The organism is uncultured Tenacibaculum sp. (assembly GCF_947494125.1).
In the GTDB taxonomy this organism is placed as follows: domain Bacteria; phylum Bacteroidota; class Bacteroidia; order Flavobacteriales; family Flavobacteriaceae; genus Polaribacter.
This window is the reverse complement of the sequence record NZ_CANLTU010000007.1, coordinates 101703-126453: the sequence shown is the minus strand read 5'-3', so window position 1 is coordinate 126453 and position 24751 is coordinate 101703. Positions and strand designations below refer to the sequence as shown.

Genomic DNA, 24751 nt, shown 5'->3' with positions numbered 1-24751 from the left:
TATTATATATAGATGAACATTAAGCACGTTTTTTTTGATTTAGATCACACTTTATGGGATTTTGATAAAAACTCTAAACTTACATTTGAACAAATATTTGAAGAGCAAAATTTAAATATTAATATTGATACGTTTTTAGCAATTTATATGCCAATCAATTTAAAGTATTGGCGGTTGTTTAGGGAGAATAAAATTTTAAAAGAAGATTTAAGACATAAGAGGTTAAAAGAAGCTTTTGATGCTTTAAATTTTAAAATATCTGATGAGCAGATAAACATAATATCGGAAGATTATATTTCGTATTTGCCTAATCATAATTATTTGTTTGAAGGAACTTTTGAACTTTTAGAATATTTGATAAAAAAATACGAGCTTCATATTATTACCAATGGTTTTGAAGAAGTTCAAAATATCAAGCTAAAAAAATCAGGTATTAATAAATATTTTAAGGAAGTAATAACTTCTGAGAGTATAGGTGTAAAAAAACCGAACCCTAAAATTTTTAAATTTGCTTTAGAAAAGGCTAAAGCAGCGCCTCATAATTCAATTATGATTGGAGATAGTTATGAAGCAGATGTAGAAGGAGCAATAAATGTAGGAATGGAAGCTATTTATTTTACGAATACTAATAAAACAAGTTCAAAAGTTTCTAGTGTTAAATCTCTTGTTGAAATAAAGCAATATTTATAGGTTTGTTGCGTTTTAAGAAAACTAAACTATGATACTAAAAAAATATTGTTTTTTTCTAATACTTGGATCATTGTTCTTTTCATGTGTGAAAGATGTTGATTTTAATCAAATTGATGATTTTGATTCAAAACCTAAATATATAGCATCATTAGTGTTTTTTAAAATGCCTGCATTGAGTTTTTTAGATAATACGAATAATGAAATTACTGGACCTATAATTGATGAATCAGAATTAACAATAATTGAAGAGGAAATAATTCAAGAGAATTTAGAAGAAATTGTTTTTGAATTTGAAATAACAAATCCTTTTAATAGAAATATACATTTAAATATTCAATTTTTAGATGATTTAAATATCACTACCTATATAATTCCCCCACTATTAATTCAGGCTAATACACCTAAATTTGAACATAAAGAGGTAATTACTATTAATAGCTCACCTTTGTTTTTAAGTACAAAAAAGATTAGAGTGTCATTAGAATTATCAACAGTAACCGGAACGCCAATAGATCCTAACGATTTAAATGAGTTTGTTTTAAAGTCGGCTGGAACATTTACTTTTAAAATTTAATTATTAATGCAAAATTTTTTAAAACTAATTGTACTATTAGTATGTAGTGTTTTGTCGTTAAATGGACAAAATAAACCATTGCTTTATGATTTTGATGAGATTCCACAATCAATGTTATTAAACCCTAGTATTCGACCAAGCTATAAGAGTCATATAGGAATACCATTATTATCAGGAATTCATTTAAATGCGGGAGCATCAGAAGTAACAGTAGCAGATTTATTTAGAAATGATAATATTAATTTTAATGTTAAAGTTAGAAATGCAATAAACAGAATATCTGTAGATGACTACGTAAGCTTTAATAATCAAATTGAAGTTTTAAGTGGAAGTTATAAACTAAACAATAGAGATTTTTTAAGTGTAGGTTTTTATACTGAAGTCGATTTTTTTGCAAATTACCCTAAAGATATTATTGAATTGGTAAATGATGGAAACGCAACCAACCTAAATAGAACATTTTTAGTATCACAAATTAATATTAAAGCAGATGTTTTAAGTGTTTTACATGTAGGAATTTCTAGAAAAATTAATTCTAAGTTTACTTTAGGAGGTAGGTTTAAAATTTATTCTGGAATAGCAAATGTAACATCAACAAATAATACAGGAAGTTTTACAACACGTTTAGGTCAAAATAATATTTATACTCATAGCTTAAATAATTTAAATTTTAATGGATATAGTTCAGGGTTATATTCTGAAGAAGATATTACTCCGGGAGATGTAATTAGTAAAGGTTTTTTCTCAAATCTAGGTATAGGTTTTGATGTAGGGTTGAGTTATCAAATAGACAATCAAACAAAAATAACAGCAAGTTTATTAGATATTGGTTTTATCAATTATTCAGAAGATATAAGAAATGTAACAGCAAATGGAGATTATACCTTTTCAGGTATAGAGTTTTTATATGATAGTGCTAATACTGATTATTGGGAAAATTTAAATAACGATTTTAAGCAACAAGTTCCTTCAGAAGAAAATAAAAAAGCATATTCGGTAATGAGACCAATAAAGTTTAATGCTTCATATAAGTATGGGTGGGGGAGAAGTAGAAATGAAGAGAATTGTAGTGATATTACTTATAAAGACTTTTATAATAATTCGGTAGGAGCACAATTATTTTCTGTTTTTAGACCAACTGGTCCTAAATTTGCTTTAACAGGGTTTTATGAACGAAAATTATCGCAAAAGATCAATACAAAATTTACGTATACAATAGACGATTTCTCATATACTAATGTTGGTTTTGGTTTGTCAACTAAAATAGGTAAATTTCAAGTTTACGGTTTAGTAGATAATATTTTTGGAATGACTGATATAGCTGATGTGAATACAGCTTCATTTCAATTTGGAATGAATTTAATTTTTAAATAGATATGAAAAAAATATTTTTTCTTTTTTTAATGATTGCAGCATCAACTTTTGCTCAACAAAATGTGAATGATTATAAATATGTTATAGTTCCTGTTAGATTTGATTTTGCTAAGAAAGCTGATCAATATCAAACAAGTTCTTTAACTAAGTTTTTATTTAATAAATATGGATTTACTACTTTTCTTAGTAATGAAAAATTGCCTGATGATTTAGCCAAAAATAGATGTAAAGCATTAACAGGTAGAGTAAAAGATTTATCTGGTGTTTTTAAGACTAAGGTTGCGATAGAACTTACAGATTGTTATAATAAAGTTGTTTTTTTATCAAAAGAAGGAAAAACAAAAAGTAAAGATTATAAAAAAGGGTATCAAGAAGCAATAAGAAATGCATTTAAATCTATTCAGAGTTTAAAATATAGATATAATTCATCGAAAGAAATTATAAAGAAAGAGAAAAATGTTTCTCCTCCAGAAATAGTTGAAGTACCTAAAGTAGAAGAAATAAAAGAAACCAAAATAGCAGATAAAGTGCTATTTGCCCAACCTATATTAAACGGTTTTCAAATAATAGATTCTAAGCCTCAAGTAGTATTTCGAATAATGAAAACAAATGTTAAGGATGTTTTCATTATCAAAGATAAAAATGGATTATTATATAAAAAAGATAATATTTGGATAGCCGAGTACTATAAAAATAAAGAAAGAGTTATTGAAAGATATCAGGTCAAATTTTAATTAACTTAATAATTATATTTGTCACTCCAACGTTGTTTTAATAATTCTCTAAACTGATTTTCACGAGGATTATTACCAGGTTCGTAAAGCTTCGTGTTTTTTATTTCATCAGGTAAGAATTCTTGATTAATGAAATTATTCTGATAGTTATGAGAGTATTGATAATCTTTACCATAATCCAAGTCTTTCATTAATTTAGTAGGAGCATTTCTTAAATGTAAAGGAACAGATAAGTCACCAGTGGTCCTTACTAAATTTTGAGCTTCACCAATAGCCATATAAGAGGCATTACTTTTAGCAGAATTTGCTAAATAAATTGCACATTGACTCAATATAATTCTAGATTCAGGATAGCCTATAGTTGAAACAGCTTGAAAAGTATTATTAGCCATAATAAAAGCTGTTGGATTTGCATTTCCAATATCTTCTGAAGCTAGAATTAACAATCTTCTAGCTATAAACTTAACATCTTCTCCACCTTCAATCATTCTAGCTAACCAATATACAGCGGCATTAGGGTCACTACCTCTAATTGATTTTATAAAAGCAGAAACTATGTCATAATGTTGTTCACCTGTTTTATCGTAACGGACTGTGTTTTTTTGAATTTTAGATAATACTAATTCATTAGTTATTTCTACTTCATTGTCAGCAGCAACTAACAATTCGAAAATATTTAACAATTTACGAGCATCGCCACCAGATACTTGTAATAAAGCATCAGTTTCTTTTAATATTATTTTCTTTTGAGATATGAAATCATCTTTTTCTATAGCTCTATGAATTAACGCAATTAAATCATCCTTATCAAAAGAATTTAGGATATATACTTGGCAGCGAGAGAGTAGTGCGGGTATAACTTCAAAGCTTGGGTTCTCTGTCGTTGCACCAACCAATGTTACCCAACCTTTTTCTACAGCTCCTAATAATGAATCTTGTTGAGATTTACTAAAACGGTGAATTTCATCAATAAATAAAATAGGGTTCTTTTGAGTAAACAAACCCCCACTTTTTTTTGCTTTTTCTATAACTTCACGAACATCTTTTACCCCGGAACTAATAGCGCTTAAGGTATAAAATGGACGACCAGATTCATTAGCAATGATATTGGCAAGTGTTGTTTTTCCAATGCCAGGAGGTCCCCAAAGAATTAATGAAGGAATAATACCTTGCTTTATATGATTAGTTAAAATTCCATTTTCACCAACTAAATGTTGCTGACTAATATAGTCTGATAAATTTTGTGGACGTATTCTTTCTGCCAAAGGTTGATTCATTTTGTAAAAATAGAAAAGTTTTATGACAGATGTTCCGATATTTTCATTTGGATTTATTTTTGTTATTTTAAACACAATGAAAACAGATAGTCAATTAAAATATTCAAATAAGGTTTTTTTTATTCCTTTTCTTTTTGTGTTCTTTATATGGTTTATTTATTGGATTGAAATTAATTTTGGATTCAATTTTAATAAATTTGGTATTCTTCCAAGAAAAATAATAGGTTTAAGAGGTGTTTTAAGCTCGCCTTTCATACATAGTGACACAAGTCATCTATTTAATAATTCAGTGCCTTTATTTGTGCTCTCTGCATGTCTTTTTTACTTTTATAAAGAAGTTGCGCTAAAAGTTTTAGTTTATGGAGGAGTACTAGCAGGAATTTTTACTTGGGCTATAGCAAGAGAATCATATCACATAGGTGCAAGTGGTATTGTTTACTTGCTTTTTAGTTTTATTTTTTTTAGTGGGATTATAAAAAAGCATTATCGTTTAGTTGCAGTTTCTTTAATAACAATTTTTTTATATGGAAGTATGGTATGGTATGTGTTCCCGATTAAAGAAGGTATGTCTTGGGAAGGACATTTGTCTGGATTGATATTTGGATTTATTTTTTCTGTATTTTATAGAAAGAAAGGAATTGTAAAAAATAAGTTTGAGTTTTCAAAAACAGATTTTGACGAAATGTTTGATGAAAATGGAAATTATATTCCACCAATATTAGAAGATAATTCTGAAATAGAAGAGTTAAATTATAAATATTTTTACAAAGAAAATGAATAAAAAATCCTGCAAAAAGCAGGATTTTAAAATTTTATATTTATTGACGCTGTCTCACAGTTTCATAAAGAAAAGCACCACAGGCCACAGAAACGTTTAAAGATTCTATTTCCCCTAATAAAGGTAGTTTAGCTTTGTAATCAACCATTTTTAATACTGAATTACTAACACCTTTGTGTTCAGATCCCATAACAATTGCTATAGGTTGATTAAAATTAATGTCAAAAACTGAATCTTCTGTTTTTTCAGTTGCAGCTACTAATTTAATGTCTGCAGCTTGTAATTGAAACATAGCATCTTTAATATGATCTACTTTACAAATCGGCATTTTAAATGCTGCTCCAGCTGAAGTTTTAATGGTTTCGGCATTTACAGGAGCACTACCACTTTTTTGAATAATAATTCCATTTACCCCAGTACATTCGGCAGTTCTAATAATGGCTCCGAAATTTCGAACATCAGAAACTTGATCTAATAATAAAAACAATGGAGTTTTATCTGATTCTAATGTAGTTTCAATTAATGTTTCTAAATTATGGAAATCTATAGGAGAAATCTTTGCAACTGCACCTTGATGATTATTGTGTTTAGATAATCGGTCTAGTTTCTCCGTAGGAACAACACTTGTTGATATTTTGTTTTTCTTTAATAATTTATCTAACTGAAAAAATAAATCTCCTCTTAATCCTTTTTGTAAATATACCTTGTTAAGTGACGCATCACTTTCAATAGCTTCAATTATAGCTCTAATACCAAAAATAGTAGTGTTTTCTTCCATGCTGCAAATGTAGTTGAATTTCTTGTATAAAAAAACCACCTCGAAAGAGGTGGTCTAGAAATTATATTAATTAAATATAAAATTATTTAGTGTCAAATGCAGTAGATTCTGAAGAACCAAAATCACCACCACCTTGAGCTTTAACAGTTCCATTAACAGTTAATGTATAGGTACCATTATTAGGAAAGCTTAATCCGTCACCATATGCATCTTTGATTGTAAAAGTAAAATCTCTACCACTACATAATGTTACAGGAATTGATGCTGAAACTTGTCCGTCTGTATAATCTTTTTCAGCAGCAGACATTACAACACCTCCTAAAGAATCTAAAATCTCCCAACTAGTTTCACTACCATATCCATCAAAAACAATGTCTAAAGTACCAGAGATTTCAGTACAGTTTTGAATAAAGCTAACTGTAGTACTTCCACCATTTGAAAGACCTGCTTTAGCAGCAAAATTTAGTGTTATTGTGTTAACTCCTATCCCTAAATTAACATCAGATAATTCAATAGCTAAAATACCTTCATTTTTACCTGCTGGAATTGTAACAGAAGTTGGTACAGTATATGAACCAGCAGCAGCAGTAGAATTAGCTTGGTCAACAGAGACATCAAAAGATCTATCTGCGTTTGAAATATTAGCTGTGTATATTGCTACATCTAATGTTTTTGTAGCACCTACATCTACAGCAGTTGAATAAGTTGATTCACTGAATGTAACATAGTTTGTTCCCATAGGTTCAACTTCATCTGTACAGCTGTTTAATGTTAATAATGTAATTGTAGCTAAAAAAAGTAATTTTAAATTCTTCATATTGTTGAGTTTTAATGTTATTATTAATTTGTTGGGGAAAATAAATAATAAAAAATGCTACAACCTTTTTAAGGTTGTAGCATTTTGATACAAAGAATATTATTTTTTATTACTAATGTAACCTGTATTTACAATTTCTGTTAAAAGAAATTCAAATAAGATAGTTCCATTAATAAAGAAAAGTACATTCTTCATATAGTTGAGTTTAATATTAATATTATTATTAGATTATTGGGGAATAATTAAATAAAAATACCACTACCTATATAGGTAGTGGTATGATATGCAATAAATACTATTGATTTTGATCGCTAATGAAAGGATTATTTTGAATTTCATCTAAAGGAATTTCAAATTGCATTCTTTCATCATTATAAGGTATAGCAGTACCAACAAAAGATAAATGATTTGTACCTCTTGAAGTAGTTGCTTTATTACGCTTCATTGCTAAGAAACTTTTTCCTTCACCCCACATTTCGATACGAGTTTGTAAATAAATTTCATCTAATAAAGCTTGACCTGATAATGCATCAATGTAAGAGTTATCTGGAACTCTGTTAGCCATTAAAGCTTTTAAGCTTATTCTAGCAGCACCTTCAGCACCAGCACGAGCATTAGCTTCAGCATTCATTAAATACATCTCTTCTATACGCATATATACGTAATCTGCAGTAACAGTTTGAGATGCTCCACCAATGTTATCAGAAGCTTTAAATTTGTATAAAGGTTGTAAATACCTTCCACTTGCAGAATTTCCAAAGAACTGACCTTTTCTGAAGTCATTTGCAGGAATAGCGTCATATAAAGACTTATCTATAGCTTTATAATCTCCAGCCCAAGCATAACTATAAGACCAAGCATCAACTTGTCCCCACCAAGATACTAATCCAAGACCGATAGTTTCTGTAAGATCAACACCCCACATCCAACTAGCAGAATTTACATCATCAAAACCATTAACACCACCAGAAGCAGCAACTAATTGGCTAGGTGCTAACATAGTATAACCACCAGCATTAATAACTTCTTGAGTAAGAGTTGCTACTTCAGCATCTCTACCTCCTTTAGCACCTAAAACATAAGCTAAGATTCCTTTTGCTACATCTTGATTAACAGCACTTTTAGCAGTTCTAGTGAAACCGTTTAATAAACTAATAGCTTCAGTTAAATCTTTCTCCATTTGAGTGTATATATCACCTGCCGTAGATTTAGCTAAGTTACTTCCAATTGGCGCTAAAGGCATTGGTAAAATAGCTTCACTAGCATTGTACTCTTTTTGGTAATATTGAGTTAAATAAAAGTATGAATGAGCACGCATAGCTTTCGCCTGACCCATATTAAATTTATTTTCTTGTACAGTTGGTACAGCATCGTTACCACCTAAATTTTGAATTATATTATTAGCAGATCTAATAAGTCTGTAATAATATCTCCATACCATTCTGTTTCTACCTCTAGTAAAATCTAAAGGAGCTTGAAATTCAGAGATTTCAGAACGATACCATCCATAAGTACTAACGCTTAAAGACATATCTCCTGAAAGCATATCTCCATAGATATCATAACCTTTATGACCAAAATCATCATGGCTTAAGTTTGTACCACCTGTACCTGTTTGTACCATTTGAGAGTACATACCATTTACAAAAGCAGCAGGGATATCTAAATTTGTTTCTCCCCCAAAGCTTAATTGATCTGAAGTAAGAAATTGTGTAGGCTGGCTAGTACCAGATGTCCCACTATTGTTTAATAATTCATCAGCACAACCATAGCTCAAACTGAACACGGCAGTGGCAAGAATTAATTTAAAAATTTGTTTCATAATAATAATATTTTGTGATTAAAATTTAACTCTAACACCCATTGTTATTGTTGTAGCAGGCGCATAAATTCTACGTGCCGAACTTCCTATTTCTGTAACTGCAGGATTAAAACCAGCTCTAGCAGTTTTAGTGAAAAGGTTATCTCCTGAAATCCATAGGTTAATCGCATCAACACCAGAGTTAGCCATAAATGTACTAGGTACAGTATAACCTATTCTTGCATTGTTAAGGGCAATAAAATCTGTACTCGTAATAAAACGAGAAGATTGTGAAGTTGAGTTAGTCACAGCATTATCGGTTAAAGCAGGTACATCTGTAATGTCACCAGCTTTTTGCCATCTATTAGTAATATCTGAATGGAAATTGTTTCCAGCAGCTCCAAAACGGTCACTCATTAATTCAGCATACTGATTATCATAAGCATAACCACCTAAACTATAAGTAAATTGTGTAGAAAAATCAAAGTTCTTGATTTTACCTGATAATCTAAAAGCACCTCTTACATCAGGAATAAATGATTTATCAAGATATTTTTGCGTACCATTTGCATACGTTTTAGTAGTCTGTCTTTTTATATTAGCACCAGTAGCACTTTGTTCGTATTCATATAAAGAACTTGTTGAACTAGCATCTCCATTTTCTAATGTAGAGAAATCCCCTTCACCAGCATCTAAAACATCATTGTTGTTTTTATCATCATAATATTGGTACCACATTGGAGCTCCATCAGCAGGATCTACACCAGCCCATTCTCTCATATAAAAATCAAAAATTGAACGTCCAACAGAATATGCATAAGCACCATCAGCACTTGAATTTTCGTCAATTACTTTTGGTAATCCAGTAGTACTGTCAAATGGCATAGTTACCATTTCGTTTTCTAATAATTCACCGTTTAATGATAAATCTAATTTAAAGTCTTCTGTATTAATAAGGTGACCAGTTAAATCAAATTCAAGACCTGCATTTAATACTTCTGCAGTATTCACTAATACTGAAGAGAAACCAGCAGAAGGACCTACTCTTTGGTTAAAGAATAAACCATCTGTATTTTTTCTATAGTAATCAAAATTAGCATCTAAATAGTTACCAAAAGACATTTCTAAACCTCCTTGTAACATTTTTGACGTTTCCCAAGTTAAGTTAGAATCTCCAACTAATCTTTCATCAAGAGCTAAACCTCCAACAAAACCATTATTGAATGTAGTTAAACCAGAACTAGTTGCAGCACCAGTTTGATCACCAGTAACACCCCAAGATACTTTAGCTTTTAAGAATGAGATAAAGCTATCAGCCATAAAATCTTCTTCAGAAACAATCCAAGAAGCACCTACAGAACCAAATGTTCCCCATTTCTCTTTAATAAAACGAGAAGAACCATCTGTTCTTAAAGAAGCTGTAAAGTAATATTTGTTCTTAAAGTTATAGTTAGCCTGTCCAAAATATGATTCTAAACCTGAGTTGTTGAAATAACCATCAGCTGGTCCAGAACTTAAAGAGTAATTACTTAAGTTATATAAACCTGGAACAATAACATTTTCTTTGAATTGTCTAGATTGCCCAAAACTTCTTTCAAATGTTTCATGTGCAGCTAAAACTTCTAAATTATGATCTCCAAATGATTTCTTATAACGTAATAATTGTAAGAAATTCATAGTCCATCTTGTTCTATCTCTAACAGTAATAGTTCCATGAGGGTTTGCACCTGTACCATAAACATGGTTAGATGTATTGTTTCTCTTTTCAAATGAATACTGTCCTCCAAATCTAGTTTCAAAAGATAATTCATCTGTTAATTTGAAATCCATTGAGAAATTACCATTTATTGCATGAGTGTTTCTCCCATCAAAATCTAATAAAGCAGAACCAATTGGATTTAATAAGTTTGCATTTGGACGGTTTCTTGTAAATGGATTTGGAGCTGTAGTTCCTGTTGGAGAACCATAATCATATTGGTATCCACCATAAATTGGATCAGGAATTAAATCTCCAGTATTAGGATATCTAGCAAAAACTGGATATATAGGAGCCATTTTATCTGCAAATTCGAAAACATTTTCAGAACCAGCAATTTGTCCATTATTAGTACTTTCAGAATAAGAGTAACCTAAATTAGCTCCAACTTTTAACCAATCTTTAAGATCAGAAGTTAAGTTTAATCTTGTAGAATATCTTTTATAATCAGAATTAATAGAATATCCTTTATCATCTAAATATCCCATAGAAACATAATATTTAGATTTTTCAGAACCACCACCCATTCTTAAGTTAGCTTCAGTTCTTATACCATCTCCAAAAGCTAAATCACTATATTTTTCAGGATTAAATAATCTACTAACACCACTTCTTACAGTTCTTGTAGCAGGGTCAATTAAATCGGCAGCAGTTGCAGCATTCCACATGTTATAACCTGCACCAATACCATTGTCAGTTAATAATCTACCGTTAGCAAAAGCAACCGGATCAGCTTGACCAGTTACAACACCTCTGTTATATAAACCTTCCCACACTAAACCAACATATTGTTCAGGAGAAGTTAATACATCATATCTAGGAATAACTTGCGTATTTACACCTGTTTTAACATCAACTTCAATGTAACCTCTTTCAGAAGAAGTACCAGTTTTTGTAGTGATTAATACAACTCCATTTGCACCTCTAGATCCATAAATCGCAGTAGCCGTTGCATCTTTTAATACAGTAGTACTTTTAATATCTGATGGATTAATTGAGTTTAATTCGAAGTTTCCAGAAAGCTGAACACCATCAACAACGTACAAAGGAGCACGGTTACCATTTGGTGAACCATAACCTCTAATACGTACAGTACCAATAGAACCTGGTTGTCCAGATGTATTTATTACCGTAACACCAGCAATCTCACCAGCTAAAGCTTGAGATACATTTGAGAATGATTTAGCTTCAAGGTTCTCAGTTTTTACAGTAGAAGCCGTACCAGCAAATGCTCTTTTTGTACTTGTACCATAACCAACAACTACAACCTCTTCTAGTAAATTGTCGTTTTCCATTGTTACATCAATACGATTTGATGCTCCAACAGTTCTTTCAACAGTTTTCATACCTACAAAACTAAAAACTAAAACTTCTCCAGTTTTAACTTTGATAGCATAATTTCCGTCAAAATCTGTTTCAGTACCCTGAGTAGTACCTTTTTTTATGACTGTCACTCCAGGAAGTGGGCCAGATTCATCGGCGACGGTCCCTGAAATCGTCTTGTCTTGCGCAAAAGATATTTGCACAAATAACACTAGTAAAAGTGTTAAAATTCCATTAAACTTTGTTCTCATTATGTAATTATTTGAATTAATTAATCGCTAAAATCTTAATTTTATCTTAAATATACAATTTTTTAACAAAAAAAAAGCCCTGATTTTATCAGGACTTTAAATAATTACAAAATATTATGAAGATTAATTAAGATCCCAGAATAGTTTTTGTTCAGCAGTATCCGCACCTATAGCAGCGGCAGCGGCTGTATAATTAGTTCCATTCAAAGTTTGTTCAACTACTGGATATGTGTATCTATTTGGAAAACCAGAAACAGCATCAGTTGGAGTCGCCATTGTAGGAAAATCTAAAAGTCTTATTGAAGTCCAAGCTTCTAAACCTCTATTAAATAAGGCTATCCATTTTTGATTACCAATTACTTCTTTCCAAGGAGTAGTGGCTGTACTAGCAGCTAAAACAGTTGCGTAATCAACAGCAGGTGTTGCTAAGTATGTTGTAGCATCAGCAGCAGTTAATCCCCAATCTTCAAAAGAAGCTGTAATTCCAGCATCATAATGACTTTTTGTAGTGCCACCTACAGCAAAAGTACGAGCAGTTGCTTCAGCTAATAAAAACTCAACTTCAGCATAATCAAAAAGTACACCTGGAGTTGTTGCAGCTTCTACTACTGGATCTACATGAGAGTGAGATGCGTAACCAGATGTAGAACCTATAGTTCCACCTACGTAGCCTCCAGCTGGTACTTCTTCAAAGTACGTAGCTCTTCTTGGGTCCGCTAATGTATTCAACATGTCTACTATTGTTTTTGCAGCAACAAAATCATGTCTTCCGCTTAATACTAAGTTGTCATGTATTGGGTTAGTGTTTGGATCGGCAGAATAATATGTGAAATCAGCATTATCAGCATTACTAGTAAAAACACCTGCAGTAACAGCAGATTCTACTGTAGATTTTGCAAGTGCATTATCTACGTCAGAAAGCAAAATTCCCATCCTTAATTTTAAAGAAGCTGCAAATTTTTTCCATTTCGTAACATCTCCATTATAAATGTTATCAGCTGAACCGTAACTAGCTAAACTAGTATCAAGTGTGTTAATAGCAGTAGTTAAGCGAACTATTAAATCTCTATATACAGTTAAACCGTCATCATATTTAGGTAGTAAATTGTTAATATCTAAAGCTTCTGTGTATGGTACATTACCAAACGTTTCAACTAATAAAGCATATGTATATACATTTAAAACTTCTATAATAGCTAATTTATTAGGCTTTAGAGCATTTAATTCTGCAGTTGTGTAAGTAGTTGCAGTAATTACGTTCTTAGCTTCATCTAAATCTTTTAATACATCTTTATATAAAATATCCCATTGTTGTTGAGGAATATTACGAGTTAATTGATCATAATTACTTTCATCTGTATAAGTAGTTTCTTGTAAATATTGAGACCAAAGTTTCGTGTTGTTATTGTTAACGTTTAGGTCAACAACCTGATCAGCTAAGGCTTTTTGCGCTCCAGTAAACAAACTTTCTCCTGGTACAGCAGCTGGATCTTTAATATTCTGATTTAAGCCTTCTAAATTATCAGAACAAGAAGCAATAAATATTGCTGCTACTAAAATTAATATTTTTTTCATTTTGTTATTTTTAGAATTGTAATTTAACGTTAAATCCAAAATCTCTTGTTGTAGGAAGAGAACCAACAGAATATCCTTGTAAGTTACCAGCTGATAATCCAGATTCAGGATCTGCATGTGGTAAATTTTTATGGATAATCCATAAATTAGAACCAGTTAAACTGATAGAACCTCCTGTTAAGAATGTTTTATCTAATAATTTATCTGTTAAGTTATATGTTATTGCAACTTCTCTTAATTTTACAAAACTAGCATCGTAAACAAAAGCAGCATTTGGTAAACCTCTTCTATATCCGAAAGCACCAAATCTATCAGCTCTAATACGAGTAGTATTTGCATTACCATTTGCATTAACACCAGGGTTAATAAATCCACCACCATTTGCAATTGTATTTCTTACAGGATTCCCTAAGTCATTTGTAAATGAAGTTTCAGCATATAAACCTGTAGCTAGACCATAATATTGATCTAAAGAGAAAATACTACCACCTTTTTGAATGTCAATAAGGAAGCTTAATGAAAAGTTTTTGTATTTAAAACTGTTTGAAATTCCCATTAACCAATCTGGATTAGTGTCACCAATAACATTATCTGAAGTTCCAGTTTTAACATATTGTCCATTTGATGCATCAACAACTTTCTCTCCATTTAAGTATGTGTAATCCGTACCTTGAATAACGCCATAAGGTTGTCCAACTGTTGCGTTGATTGTAACACCACCTTGGAAAGAACCTAATTGTAAATTTGTAATTCCTTCAGCTAATGAAAGAACCTTACTTTGGTTTTTAGACCAGTTTACATTTGCATTCCATGTAAAATCATCAGTTTTTATTGGAGTACCGTTTAAAGATAATTCAAGACCTTTATTTTCAATTTCTCCGGCATTTAATACCTTGTTAAGGTAACCAGTAGCCGTAGATACAGGTACTCTTACAATCTGATCAACAGAATTGTTTTTGTAATAAGCAAAATCAAAACCTAAACGATTTTTTAATAGCTTCATCTCTAAACCAATCTCAAAACTTTTTGTTCTCTCAGGCTTTAAATTAAGATTCTTTTTTGTGTTTCCAACAGAAGTACTAGGTGATCCTGGAGGGATGTTTACAACAAAAGTGTCATTTAAGAAATCAAATGGAGCACTGTTACCAACTTCGGCGTAATTAGCTCTAAGTTTACCAAATGATAACCAATCAGCATTAGTTAATTTAGAAAATACAAAACTACCTGCAAAAGAAGGGTAGTAGAATGTACTATTGTCTGCTGGTAAAGTTGATGAATGATCTCTTCTTAAGGTAGCATCAAAAAAGAATGTATCGTCATAACCTAAAGAGGCACTTGCATAAACTCCGTCTACACCAACTCTTTCGTCTCTTTCAACAGGTAAAGGTAAAGGACCTACACTGTTTTGTAAAGAGTAAAGTTTAGGAACACTTAATCCTCCAGATGTAGATGCGTATATAGATTTAAATGTATTTCTTCTAATATTTGTACCTAATATAGCTTTTAAGTTAAATCTATCACTTAAATCCTTGTCAAAATTAAACATTAAATCGTAATTGGTTTCGGTGTTAGATATGTTTCTTCTTCCGTATCCTGAATCAACACTACCTCTACTTACTCCAAAAGCCGAAGCAACACTACCATTAGCTCTTCGTTCTTCTTGTAATTCATTATATGTATCTGTAGCTATTCTACCAGTAATATTTAACCAGTCATTTACTACGTAATTTAAAGAAACGTTACCTACAAAACGGTCTCTAGAGTCATTTTGGTAGTTTTCGTATCTTGACCAATATGGATTGTCCCAAAATATAGGAGCAGAACCAGCTTGTGCAGTTGCAGGGTTCCATGTTACATTTCTTCTTGTAGAAAAATAGATATCTTTTTGTTGTTTTAAATCAACATTCGTTTGCCACCATTGTTTAAACATTGATAGGATGTTATCACCATATCCAGTAGAGTTACGACCCTTTCCTTTTGTTTTAATGTAATTAGCATAAGCTGTAGCAGTAAATTTTTCATTTAACTTAAGATTTCCGCTCATTGAAAAATTATGCTTTTTAATTGAGCTATTTGGCATTAAGCCAGATTGGTCGAATTGTGTATAATTTACTCTGTAGTTTCCTTTCTCTAAAGATTGAGCTAAAGATACTGAGTTGGTTATAGTAACTGGAGATTCAAAAAAGGTGTCAGGACCATTTTTAGCATTAACCCAAGGGGTAGCTGTTCTGTAATTTGGAGAATCTGGATCAAAAGAATCCCATTGGTAAACTGATAAATTAGAGTCGAAAGCAGCACCATAAGAACCGTCTTCTGTATATAATGCAACTTGATCATTATTTCCGTCTCCAGTAATATCTTCTAAATACCAGTGGTTATCAGGTCCGTCATAATAATGACCATAACCTGCACCATATTTAGTTTGGTATTTAGCAAAGGTACTTTTATCAATTTTACCAAAAGTTAAACCAGAATTGATTGTTATTCCTAATCCTTTTGCATTTTTCCCTTTTTTGGTAGTTATCATAATAACACCATTGGCTGCTCTAGAACCATATAGGGCTGACGCAGCAGCTCCTTTAAGAATGTTGATAGATTCGATGTCTTCGGGGTTAATATCTGAAGCGGCATTACCATAATCATAGTAGCCACCAACAGCTTGAGCTTGGTTAGCAGAATTTGAATTTGAATTACTAATAGGAACTCCATCAATAACAAATAGAGCTTGGTTGCTTCCTGTAAGTGAAGCATTACCACGTATTACAACATTGGTAGAACCTCCCATGTTGTTGTTTTTTCTAATTTGAATACCAGAAGCTTTTCCTGATAAAGCATTAACAAAGTTTCCACTTTTGTTAGTTGTAAGCGCTTCCCCTTTTACTTCTTGAGTAGCGTAACCTAAAGATTTTTTATCTCTCGATATACCTAGTGCGGTAACAACAACTTCGTCTAGAACATTGTCGCTGGCCATAGAAATGTTGATTGAGTTTGAAGCTCCAACAGTTTTTTCAATGGTTTTCATACCTACAAAACTAAAAATAAGAATGTCTCCAGTTTTAGCTTGGATAGAGTAGTTTCCATTGAAATCTGATTCAACTCCAGTGGCGGTTCCTTTTTTTAATACATTAACTCCAGGTAAAGGACCAGTTTCGTCAGAAACCACACCTGAAATTGTTCTTTCTTGCGCAAATGTAATTTGAACAAGTAACGCTAAAAAAAGCGTTAAAATTCCATTAAACTTTGTTTTCATTGTGTAATTATTTGAATTAATTGCATCAAAAGTCATAAAATATTATTAATAAAACAACATAAAGCTTAATTTTTTCTTAAAAAAAGATGAATGTTTTGATTTAACATGTAAGGTTTGGGTGAGAGAGGAGACTTATTACTTTATGAGTAAAATACTCAGAAATAAAATTAAGGAAGGGGAGGTGTACGTAATTAGTTAATTTTTTATAGAAATAAGTTAAATTTATACTGTCGTTTGTTTTTTTTACCGAAAATAACTCATTGATATTTGAATAATTAGAAAAATAGTGTACATTTGCACACTCTTAAAATTAGAGTAATTTAAGTACAAATTAAAAACAAGGAATAATAGTATGCCAACTATTCAACAATTAGTTCGTAAAGGAAGAACCAAAATAACTAAGAAGAGTAAATCGGCTGCATTACAAGCTTGTCCTCAGAGACGTGGAGTTTGTACGCGTGTGTATACCACTACACCTAAGAAACCTAACTCAGCAATGCGTAAGGTAGCAAGGGTAAGATTAACAAATGGTAACGAAATTAACGCGTATATCCCAGGTGAAGGTCATAACTTGCAAGAGCACTCGATAGTATTAGTTAGAGGTGGAAGGGTAAAAGATTTGCCAGGAGTTAAGTATCACGTTGTACGTGGGGCTTTAGATACAGCGGGAGTTGAGGGAAGAACTCAACGTAGATCGAAGTATGGAGCAAAACGCCCAAAGAAGTAAAGATTAATTAACTTTTTTAATGTAAAGACATGAGAAAAAGAAAAGCGAAAAAAAGAATTCTTTTACCAGATCCTAAGTTTAATGATCAACTGGTAACACGTTTTGTAAATAACTTAATGTGGGATGGTAAAAAATCTGTAGCTTTTAAAGTATTTTACGATGCAATGGATATCGTAGAAGAAAAAAAGACTGATGAGGAAAAGTCAGCACTAGAAATTTGGAAAGACGGTTTGTCTAATGTTATGCCGCATGTAGAGGTTCGATCTCGTCGTGTTGGTGGAGCTACATTCCAAATACCAATGCAAATTCGTCCAGACCGTAAGGTTTCTATGGCGATAAAATGGTTAATTACTTATACGCGTAAGCGTAATGAGAAAACTATGGCGCAACGTTTAGCTGCTGAAATTTTAGCTGCTGCTAAAGAAGAAGGAGCTGCGGTTAAGAAAAGAGTAGATACTCATAAGATGGCTGAAGCAAACAAAGCATTCTCACACTTTAGATTCTAAGAAATGGCTAGAAATTTAAAATTTACAAGAAATATTGGTATTGCTGCACATATTGATGCTGGTAAAACTACTACAACTGAGCGTGTATTATATTATACAGGTGTAAGTCATAAGATTGGTGAGGTGCATGATGGTGCTGCAACTATGGACTGGATGGAACAAGAGCAAGAAAGAGGTATTACAATTACTTCTGCAGCTACTACTTGTGAGTGGAAGTTTCCTGTTGAAAATGGTCAGCCAACAAAAGATACTAAAGGATATCACTTTAATATTATTGATACTCCTGGTCACGTTGATTTTACAGTAGAGGTTAACCGTTCATTAAGAGTTCTTGATGGATTAGTTTTCTTATTTAGTGCTGTTGATGGTGTTGAGCCTCAATCAGAAACTAACTGGAGATTAGCTGATAATTATAAAGTGCCAAGAATTGGATTTGTAAACAAAATGGACCGTCAAGGATCTAACTTTATGGCAGTTTGTCAGCAAGTTAAGGATATGTTGAAGTCTAATGCAGTTCCAATTGTAATGAATATTGGTGATGAAGATGAGTTTAAAGGTATTGTAGATTTAGTAAAGAACCGTGCTATTATATGGCATGATCATACTCAAGGTGCTACTTTTGATATCGTTGATATTCCAGAAGATTTAAAAGAAGAAGCTGCTGAATTAAGAGGTAAACTTATTGAAGAAGTTGCTGCTTATGATGAGAATCTTTTAGAGAAATTTATGGAAGATGAAAACTCTATTACTGAAGATGAAGTGCACGCTGCGCTTCGTGCTGCTGTAATGGATATGTCTATCATTCCTATGATTTGTGGATCGGCCTTTAAAAATAAAGGAGTACAGTTCTTATTAGATGCAGTATGTCGTTATTTACCTTCACCGGTAGATAAGGATGCTATTATTGGAACTGACCCTAATACAGGTGATGAGATTTCTCGTAAGCCAGATGCAAAAGAGCCTTTCTCTGCATTAGCATTTAAAATTGCTACAGATCCTTTTGTAGGACGTTTAGCATTTTTCCGTGCATATTCAGGGCGTTTAGATGCAGGTTCTTATGTGTTAAATAACCGTTCAGGTAAAAAAGAGCGTATCTCACGTATCTATCAAATGCACTCTAATAAACAAAATGCTATTGATTATATCGAGGCAGGAGATATTGGAGCGGCAGTAGGATTTAAGTCTATTAAGACTGGAGATACTTTATCTGATGAAAAGAATCCAATCGTTTTAGAATCGATGGACTTCCCTGATCCAGTAATTGGTATCGCGGTAGAACCTAAAACTAAAGCAGATGTAGATAAATTAGGTATGTCTTTAGCAAAATTAGCTGAAGAAGATCCAACGTTTACAGTAAGGACAGATGAAGCTTCAGGACAGACTATTATTTCTGGAATGGGTGAGTTACACTTAGATATTATTGTTGATCGTTTAAAACGTGAATTCAAGGTAGAAGTGAACGAAGGTCAACCACAAGTAGAATACAAAGAGGCTATTACACAAGCTGCTGATCACAGAGAAGTTTATAAGAAACAATCTGGTGGACGTGGTAAGTTTGCTGATATCGTATTTACTATGGAACCAGCTGATGAAGGTGTTCAAGGTTTACAATTCGAATCTGTAATTAAAGGTGGTAATGTTCCTAAGGAATTTGTACCGTCTGTAGAAAAAGGATTCAAAGAAGCAATGAAGAACGGTCCTTTAGCAGGATACGAAATGGATTCAATGAAAGTAACTTTAAGAGATGGATCTTTCCACCCTGTGGATTCTGATCAATTATCTTTTGAGTTAGCTGCAAAAATGGGTTATAAAGCTGCTGCAAAAGCTGCAAGAGCTAAAATTATGGAGCCATTGATGAAATTAGAAGTGTTAACTCCTGAAGAAAACATGGGAGATATCGTAGGAGACTTAAATAGAAGAAGAGGGCAGGTTAACGATATGAGTGATCGTAACGGTTCTAAAGTTGTAAAAGCATTAGTTCCATTATCTGAAATGTTCGGATATGTAACAGCTTTAAGAACAATGTCTTCTGGTAGAGCAACTTCTACAATGGAATTTTCTCACTATGCAGAAACTCCATCTAACGTTTCTGAAGATGTAATTGCAAAAGCTAAAGGTTAATAAGATATTAAGATGAGCCAAAAAATTAGAATTAAATTAAAATCTTACGATTACAATTTAGTAGATAAATCTGCTGAAAAAATCGTAAAGACAGTAAAGTCAACTGGAGCTGTAGTAAACGGTCCAATTCCTTTACCAACAAATAAAAAGATTTTTACAGTATTACGTTCACCACACGTAAACAAAAAATCTAGAGAGCAATTTCAATTATCTGCTTACAAAAGATTATTAGACATTTATAGTTCTTCTTCAAAAACTATTGATGCTTTAATGAAACTTGAGTTACCAAGTGGGGTTGAAGTTGAGATTAAAGTATAAGTAAAACACTAACTTTCGGTTTAATTTTGTTAAACCGAAAGTTTTTTTTACTTTTGCACACCGAAATTTATGTTTCGTGGTGTAAAAATTCTAATGTTTTGTTAGAATTTAACATGTCCTGAGGGTTTCGCGAAGGAAAAATGGTAAAAACAAATTCAGAGTGAAGATGTTTTTCGCTCTTTTTTTTTGAGAAAAATAAAGGAAAACTGAAACTTTTGTTTCAAATAATAATTATTAATAGACGCGCTGGATAAAATAAAATCTATCGTCTTAAAATTAACAAATATGTCTGGGTTAATAGGTAGAAAAGTAGGTATGACCAGCTTATTCGATGAGAACGGGAAGAATATTCCTTGTACTGTAATCGAAGCAGGTCCATGCGTGGTTACCCAAGTCAGAACCGAAGAAGTTGACGGGTATAGCGCGTTACAACTTGGTTTCGATGACAAAAAAGCAAAAAGCTCTAATAAAGCTTTAGATGGTCACTTTAAAAAAGCTGGTACATCTGCTAAGAAAAAAGTCGTTGAGTTTCAAGGTTTTGATGGAGAGTACAAATTAGGAGATTCAATTACAGTTGAGCACTTTACAGAAGGAGAATTCGTAGATGTTTCTGGAGTTTCTAAAGGTAAAGGTTTTCAAGGTGTAGTTAAACGTCATGGTTTTGCTGGAGTTGGACAAGCAACTCACGGTCAACATAACCGTTTAAGAGCTCCTGGTTCGATTGGTGCTGCATCATATCCTGCAAGAGTATTCAAAGGAATGCGCATGGCAGGTCGTATGGGTGGAGACAGTGTAAAAGTTCAAAATTTAAAAGTATTAAAAGTGGTTGCAGATAAGAATCTTATCGTTGTAAAGGGAGCAATTCCTGGTCACAAAAATGCTTTTGTAACTATCGAAAAATAATGAAAGTAGCAGTTTTAGATATTACAGGAAAAGATACTGGTAGAAAAGTTGAACTTTCTAGCGAAGTATTCGGTGTTGAACCAAATGATCATGCAATCTATTTAGATGTAAAGCAATATTTGGCGAATCAAAGACAAGGTACTCATAAAGCTAAAGAAAGAGCTGAGATTACTGGTAGTACAAGAAAGATTAAAAAACAAAAAGGAACTGGTACAGCACGTGCAGGTTCTATCAAATCTGGAGTTTTCAGAGGTGGTGGACGTATGTTTGGACCAAGACCAAGAAACTATTCTTTCAAATTGAACAAGAACTTAAAGCGTTTAGCACGTAAGTCAGCTTTAAGTATTCAAGCAAAAGATAGCAATTTAGTAGTTGTTGAAGATTTCAATTTTGAAACTCCAAAAACTAAAGAGTTTATCAATGTTTTAAAAGCTTTAGAGTTAGATACTAAAAAGTCTTTATTTGTATTAGGTGAAGAAAGTAAGAATGTTTACTTATCATCACGTAACATAAAAGGATCTAAAGTAGTAAATGCAACAGGAGTTAATACTTACAGCGTTTTAAATGCAAACAAAGTAGTAATTTCTGAAAGCTCTTTAGAAGGAATTCAATCTAATTTAAGTAAATAGGGAACGAAATGAGTATTTTAATAAAACCTATTATTACGGAAAAAGCAACAAACGATAGCGAGGTTTATAACCGTTATACATTTGTTGTAAGTAAGAAAGCTAACAAAGTTGAAATCAGAGGAGCTGTAGAAGCTGCTTATGGTGTAGCGATTACTTCTGTTAAAACTATGAATTATCCTATTCAAAGAAATACTAAATACACTAAAAAAGGTTTAGTAACAGGGATAAAAAGTGGATACAAGAAAGCAATCGTTCAGTTAGCTGAAGGAGAAACTATTGATTTTTATAACAATCTTTAAGAAAAGACAGAATGTCAGTTAGAAAATTAAAACCAATAACACCAGGTCAGCGTTTTAGAGTTGTAAATGGGTTCGACACCATTACTACTGATAAGCCGGAGAAATCTTTATTAGCTCCGAAAAAACGATCTGGAGGTCGAAACAATCAGGGAAGAATGACTACACGTAACATAGGTGGTGGTCATAAACAAAAATACCGTATTATCGATTTCAAAAGAGATAAGCAAGGTATTCCTGCAACAGTAAAAACTATCGAATACGATCCAAATCGTACTGCATTTATTGCATTAGTTAGTTATGCTGATGGTGAAAAGCGTTATGTAATTGCACAAAACGGTTTAAAAGTAGGTCAAGTAATCGTTTCAGGGAAAAATGTAGCTCCAGAAGTTGGAAATGCTATGTATTTAAGTGAAATTCCTTTAGGTACTACTATTTCTTGTATAGAGTTACGTCCAGATCAAGGAGCTGTTATGGCTCGTTCAGCTGGTTCATTTGCTCAATTAATGGCAAGAGATGGAAAGTATGCTACAGTTAAGTTGCCTTCTGGGGAAACAAGATTAATTTTATTAACTTGTATGGCTACTATCGGAGTTGTTTCAAACTCAGATCATCAATTATTAGTATCTGGTAAAGCAGGTAGAAGTAGATGGTTAGGTAGAAGACCAAGAACTAACCCAGTAAGAATGAATCCAGTTGATCACCCAATGGGTGGTGGTGAAGGACGTTCTTCAGGAGGGCATCCAAGATCTAGAAACGGTATTCCAGCTAAAGGATTTAAGACTAGATCTAAGACTAAAGCTAGTAATAAGTATATTATAGAACGTAGAAAGAAATAAGACATGGCAAGATCATTAAAAAAAGGACCTTTCGTTCACTATAAACTAGAGAAAAAGGTGTTGGCAAACGTTGAAACTGAGAGTAAATCAGTTATCAAAACTTGGTCAAGAGCAAGTATGATTACTCCAGATTTCGTTGGTCAAACAATTGCAGTTCATAACGGGCGTCAGTTTGTACCAGTTTACGTTACAGAAAACATGGTAGGTCATAAATTAGGCGAATTTTCACCAACACGTTCTTTTAGAGGGCACGCTGGTGCAAAAAATAAAGGAAAAAAATAGTAGGAAATTATGGGAAGTCGTAAACATAACATGGCAACACAGTTAAAAGAAGCTAGAAAGTCAAGAGCTTTCGCTAAAATAACTAATTGTCCTACATCACCAAGAAAAATGCGCTTGGTAGCAGATTTAGTAAGAGGAGTAGAAGTTGAAAAAGCTTTACAAATCTTAAAGTTTAGTCCAAAAGAAGCATCACGTAACTTAGAGAAGTTATTATTATCAGCTATCGCTAACTGGCAAGCTAAAAATGAAGATGCAAGTATCGAAGATGCTGGATTATTCGTGAAGTCAATTTGTGTAGATAGCGCAGGTATGTTAAAAAGGTTAAGACCAGCTCCACAAGGTCGTGCACATAGAATTCGTAAGCGTTCTAATCACGTTACTTTAGAGTTAGGTGCTAAAAATAACAGTAATTAATCAAAGTAGAAATGGGACAAAAAACAAATCCAATAGGAAATCGTTTAGGAATTATCAGAGGATGGGAATCTAACTGGTATGGTGGAAATGACTACGGAGATAAATTAGCTGAAGATGATAAAATAAGAAAGTATATTAATGCTAGATTATTTAAAGCAAGTGTTTCTCGTGTAATTATTGAGCGTACTTTAAAACTTGTAACCGTTACTATCACTACGGCACGTCCTGGTATCATTATTGGTAAAGGAGGTCAAGAGGTAGACAAGTTAAAAGAAGAGCTTAAGAAAATTACTAGTAAAGAAGTTCAAATTAATATTTTCGAAATTAAGCGTCCAGAATTAGATGCTAAATTAGTTGCTGCAAGTGTTGCACGTCAAATCGAAAATAGAATTTCTTACAAGAGAGCTACTAAAATGGCTATAGCAGCTTCAATGAGAATGAATGCAGAAGGGATTAAAATCCAATTATCTGGTCGTTTAAACGGAGCAGAAATGGCACGTTCTGAGCACTATAAAGAAGGAAGAATTCCTCTTTCTACTTTTAGAGCAGATATCGATTATGCACTTGTTGAAGCCCATACTCAATACGGAAGAATCGGAGTAAAGGTATGGATTATGAAAGGTGAGGTTTATGGAAAACGTGAATTATCTCCATTAGTTGGACTATCTAAGCAAAAAGGTGGTGCAAATAAAGGTGGTGGTAATGGAAAACGTCAACCTCGCAGAAGAAAATAATTTT

23 protein-coding genes are annotated in these 24751 nt (G+C 32.4%); 16 read left to right on the top strand and 7 right to left on the bottom strand.

Annotated elements, in window-relative coordinates:
- Nucleotides 1-12 precede the first annotated feature (12 nt).
- The 4 genes from Q0881_RS12535 to Q0881_RS12520 are packed head-to-tail and all read left to right on the top strand — an operon-like array spanning nucleotide 13 to nucleotide 3372.
- Complete coding sequence (locus Q0881_RS12535; protein ID WP_299160774.1) at nucleotides 13-690, top strand: YjjG family noncanonical pyrimidine nucleotidase; 678 nt, start codon at nucleotides 13-15, stop codon at nucleotides 688-690.
- 28 nt (nucleotides 691-718) lie between these two features.
- Nucleotides 719-1264, top strand: a complete 546-nt coding sequence (locus Q0881_RS12530; RefSeq protein ID WP_299160771.1) for a hypothetical protein — start codon at nucleotides 719-721, stop codon at nucleotides 1262-1264.
- Nucleotides 1265-1270: 6 nt separating this feature from the next.
- The gene (locus Q0881_RS12525) at nucleotides 1271-2638 is read left to right on the top strand and encodes a DUF5723 family protein (RefSeq protein WP_299160768.1); all 1368 of its coding nucleotides are present in this window, start codon (nucleotides 1271-1273) and stop codon (nucleotides 2636-2638) included.
- A gap of 2 nt (nucleotides 2639-2640) precedes the next feature.
- Nucleotides 2641-3372: a hypothetical protein gene (locus Q0881_RS12520; protein ID WP_299160766.1), complete on the top strand. Its 732-nt coding sequence runs from the start codon at nucleotides 2641-2643 to the stop codon at nucleotides 3370-3372.
- A gap of 5 nt (nucleotides 3373-3377) precedes the next feature.
- On the opposite strand, the gene Q0881_RS12515 is transcribed toward Q0881_RS12520, so the two are convergent.
- A complete protein-coding gene (locus tag Q0881_RS12515; protein WP_299160762.1) occupies nucleotides 3378-4649 on the bottom strand; it encodes a replication-associated recombination protein A in 1272 nt (423 codons plus the stop codon).
- Nucleotides 4650-4725: 76 nt separating this feature from the next.
- Between Q0881_RS12515 and Q0881_RS12510 the strand changes: the two genes are divergently transcribed.
- Nucleotides 4726-5430, top strand: coding sequence for a rhomboid family intramembrane serine protease (locus Q0881_RS12510; RefSeq protein ID WP_299160760.1), 705 nt, complete (start codon nucleotides 4726-4728; stop codon nucleotides 5428-5430).
- Nucleotides 5431-5467: 37 nt separating this feature from the next.
- On the opposite strand, the gene rlmB is transcribed toward Q0881_RS12510, so the two are convergent.
- The 6 genes from rlmB to Q0881_RS12480 form a co-directional block, all read right to left on the bottom strand.
- The gene (gene rlmB / locus Q0881_RS12505) at nucleotides 5468-6205 is read right to left on the bottom strand and encodes a 23S rRNA (guanosine(2251)-2'-O)-methyltransferase RlmB (protein ID WP_299160758.1); all 738 of its coding nucleotides are present in this window, start codon (nucleotides 6203-6205) and stop codon (nucleotides 5468-5470) included.
- Nucleotides 6206-6287: 82 nt separating this feature from the next.
- Entirely contained in the window at nucleotides 6288-7022 is a 735-nt protein-coding gene (locus Q0881_RS12500; protein WP_299160755.1) for a hypothetical protein, read from the bottom strand.
- Nucleotides 7023-7317: 295 nt separating this feature from the next.
- Nucleotides 7318-8844, bottom strand: a complete 1527-nt coding sequence (locus tag Q0881_RS12495) for a RagB/SusD family nutrient uptake outer membrane protein (RefSeq protein WP_299160753.1) — start codon at nucleotides 8842-8844, stop codon at nucleotides 7318-7320.
- A gap of 18 nt (nucleotides 8845-8862) precedes the next feature.
- Nucleotides 8863-12153, bottom strand: coding sequence for a SusC/RagA family TonB-linked outer membrane protein (locus tag Q0881_RS12490; protein ID WP_299160750.1), 3291 nt, complete (start codon nucleotides 12151-12153; stop codon nucleotides 8863-8865).
- A gap of 123 nt (nucleotides 12154-12276) precedes the next feature.
- Entirely contained in the window at nucleotides 12277-13728 is a 1452-nt protein-coding gene (locus Q0881_RS12485; RefSeq protein ID WP_299160748.1) for a SusD/RagB family nutrient-binding outer membrane lipoprotein, read from the bottom strand.
- A gap of 10 nt (nucleotides 13729-13738) precedes the next feature.
- Complete coding sequence (locus Q0881_RS12480; protein WP_299160746.1) at nucleotides 13739-16978, bottom strand: SusC/RagA family TonB-linked outer membrane protein; 3240 nt, start codon at nucleotides 16976-16978, stop codon at nucleotides 13739-13741.
- Between the two features lie 352 nt (nucleotides 16979-17330).
- Between Q0881_RS12480 and rpsL the strand changes: the two genes are divergently transcribed.
- The 11 genes from rpsL to rpsC all read left to right on the top strand — a co-directional run bounded on the left by rpsL (nucleotide 17331) and on the right by rpsC (nucleotide 24747).
- Nucleotides 17331-17705 carry a 30S ribosomal protein S12 gene (gene rpsL, locus Q0881_RS12475; RefSeq protein WP_028887479.1) on the top strand — a complete coding sequence of 125 codons (375 nt, stop codon included), beginning with the start codon at nucleotides 17331-17333 and terminating at the stop codon, nucleotides 17703-17705.
- 29 nt (nucleotides 17706-17734) lie between these two features.
- Nucleotides 17735-18211, top strand: coding sequence for a 30S ribosomal protein S7 (rpsG, locus tag Q0881_RS12470; protein WP_299160743.1), 477 nt, complete (start codon nucleotides 17735-17737; stop codon nucleotides 18209-18211).
- 3 nt (nucleotides 18212-18214) lie between these two features.
- Complete coding sequence (gene fusA / locus Q0881_RS12465) at nucleotides 18215-20332, top strand: elongation factor G (protein WP_299160741.1); 2118 nt, start codon at nucleotides 18215-18217, stop codon at nucleotides 20330-20332.
- Between the two features lie 12 nt (nucleotides 20333-20344).
- On the top strand, nucleotides 20345-20650 hold the full coding sequence (gene rpsJ, locus Q0881_RS12460) for a 30S ribosomal protein S10 (protein ID WP_024740605.1): 306 nt from the start codon (nucleotides 20345-20347) through the stop codon (nucleotides 20648-20650).
- Between the two features lie 285 nt (nucleotides 20651-20935).
- Nucleotides 20936-21553: a 50S ribosomal protein L3 gene (gene rplC / locus Q0881_RS12455; RefSeq protein WP_299160739.1), complete on the top strand. Its 618-nt coding sequence runs from the start codon at nucleotides 20936-20938 to the stop codon at nucleotides 21551-21553.
- Nucleotides 21553-22182, top strand: a complete 630-nt coding sequence (rplD, locus tag Q0881_RS12450) for a 50S ribosomal protein L4 (RefSeq protein ID WP_299160737.1) — start codon at nucleotides 21553-21555, stop codon at nucleotides 22180-22182. Before rplC ends, rplD begins: the two co-directional genes overlap by 1 nt.
- A gap of 8 nt (nucleotides 22183-22190) precedes the next feature.
- Nucleotides 22191-22481, top strand: a complete 291-nt coding sequence (gene rplW, locus Q0881_RS12445; RefSeq protein WP_299160736.1) for a 50S ribosomal protein L23 — start codon at nucleotides 22191-22193, stop codon at nucleotides 22479-22481.
- 11 nt (nucleotides 22482-22492) lie between these two features.
- A complete protein-coding gene (gene rplB / locus Q0881_RS12440; protein WP_299160734.1) occupies nucleotides 22493-23317 on the top strand; it encodes a 50S ribosomal protein L2 in 825 nt (274 codons plus the stop codon).
- 3 nt (nucleotides 23318-23320) lie between these two features.
- Nucleotides 23321-23599, top strand: a complete 279-nt coding sequence (gene rpsS, locus Q0881_RS12435) for a 30S ribosomal protein S19 (protein ID WP_150900307.1) — start codon at nucleotides 23321-23323, stop codon at nucleotides 23597-23599.
- Between the two features lie 9 nt (nucleotides 23600-23608).
- Entirely contained in the window at nucleotides 23609-24013 is a 405-nt protein-coding gene (gene rplV, locus Q0881_RS12430) for a 50S ribosomal protein L22 (protein WP_299160731.1), read from the top strand.
- Nucleotides 24014-24024: 11 nt separating this feature from the next.
- Nucleotides 24025-24747 carry a 30S ribosomal protein S3 gene (gene rpsC / locus Q0881_RS12425; RefSeq protein ID WP_299160729.1) on the top strand — a complete coding sequence of 241 codons (723 nt, stop codon included), beginning with the start codon at nucleotides 24025-24027 and terminating at the stop codon, nucleotides 24745-24747.
- Nucleotides 24748-24751 lie beyond the last annotated feature (4 nt).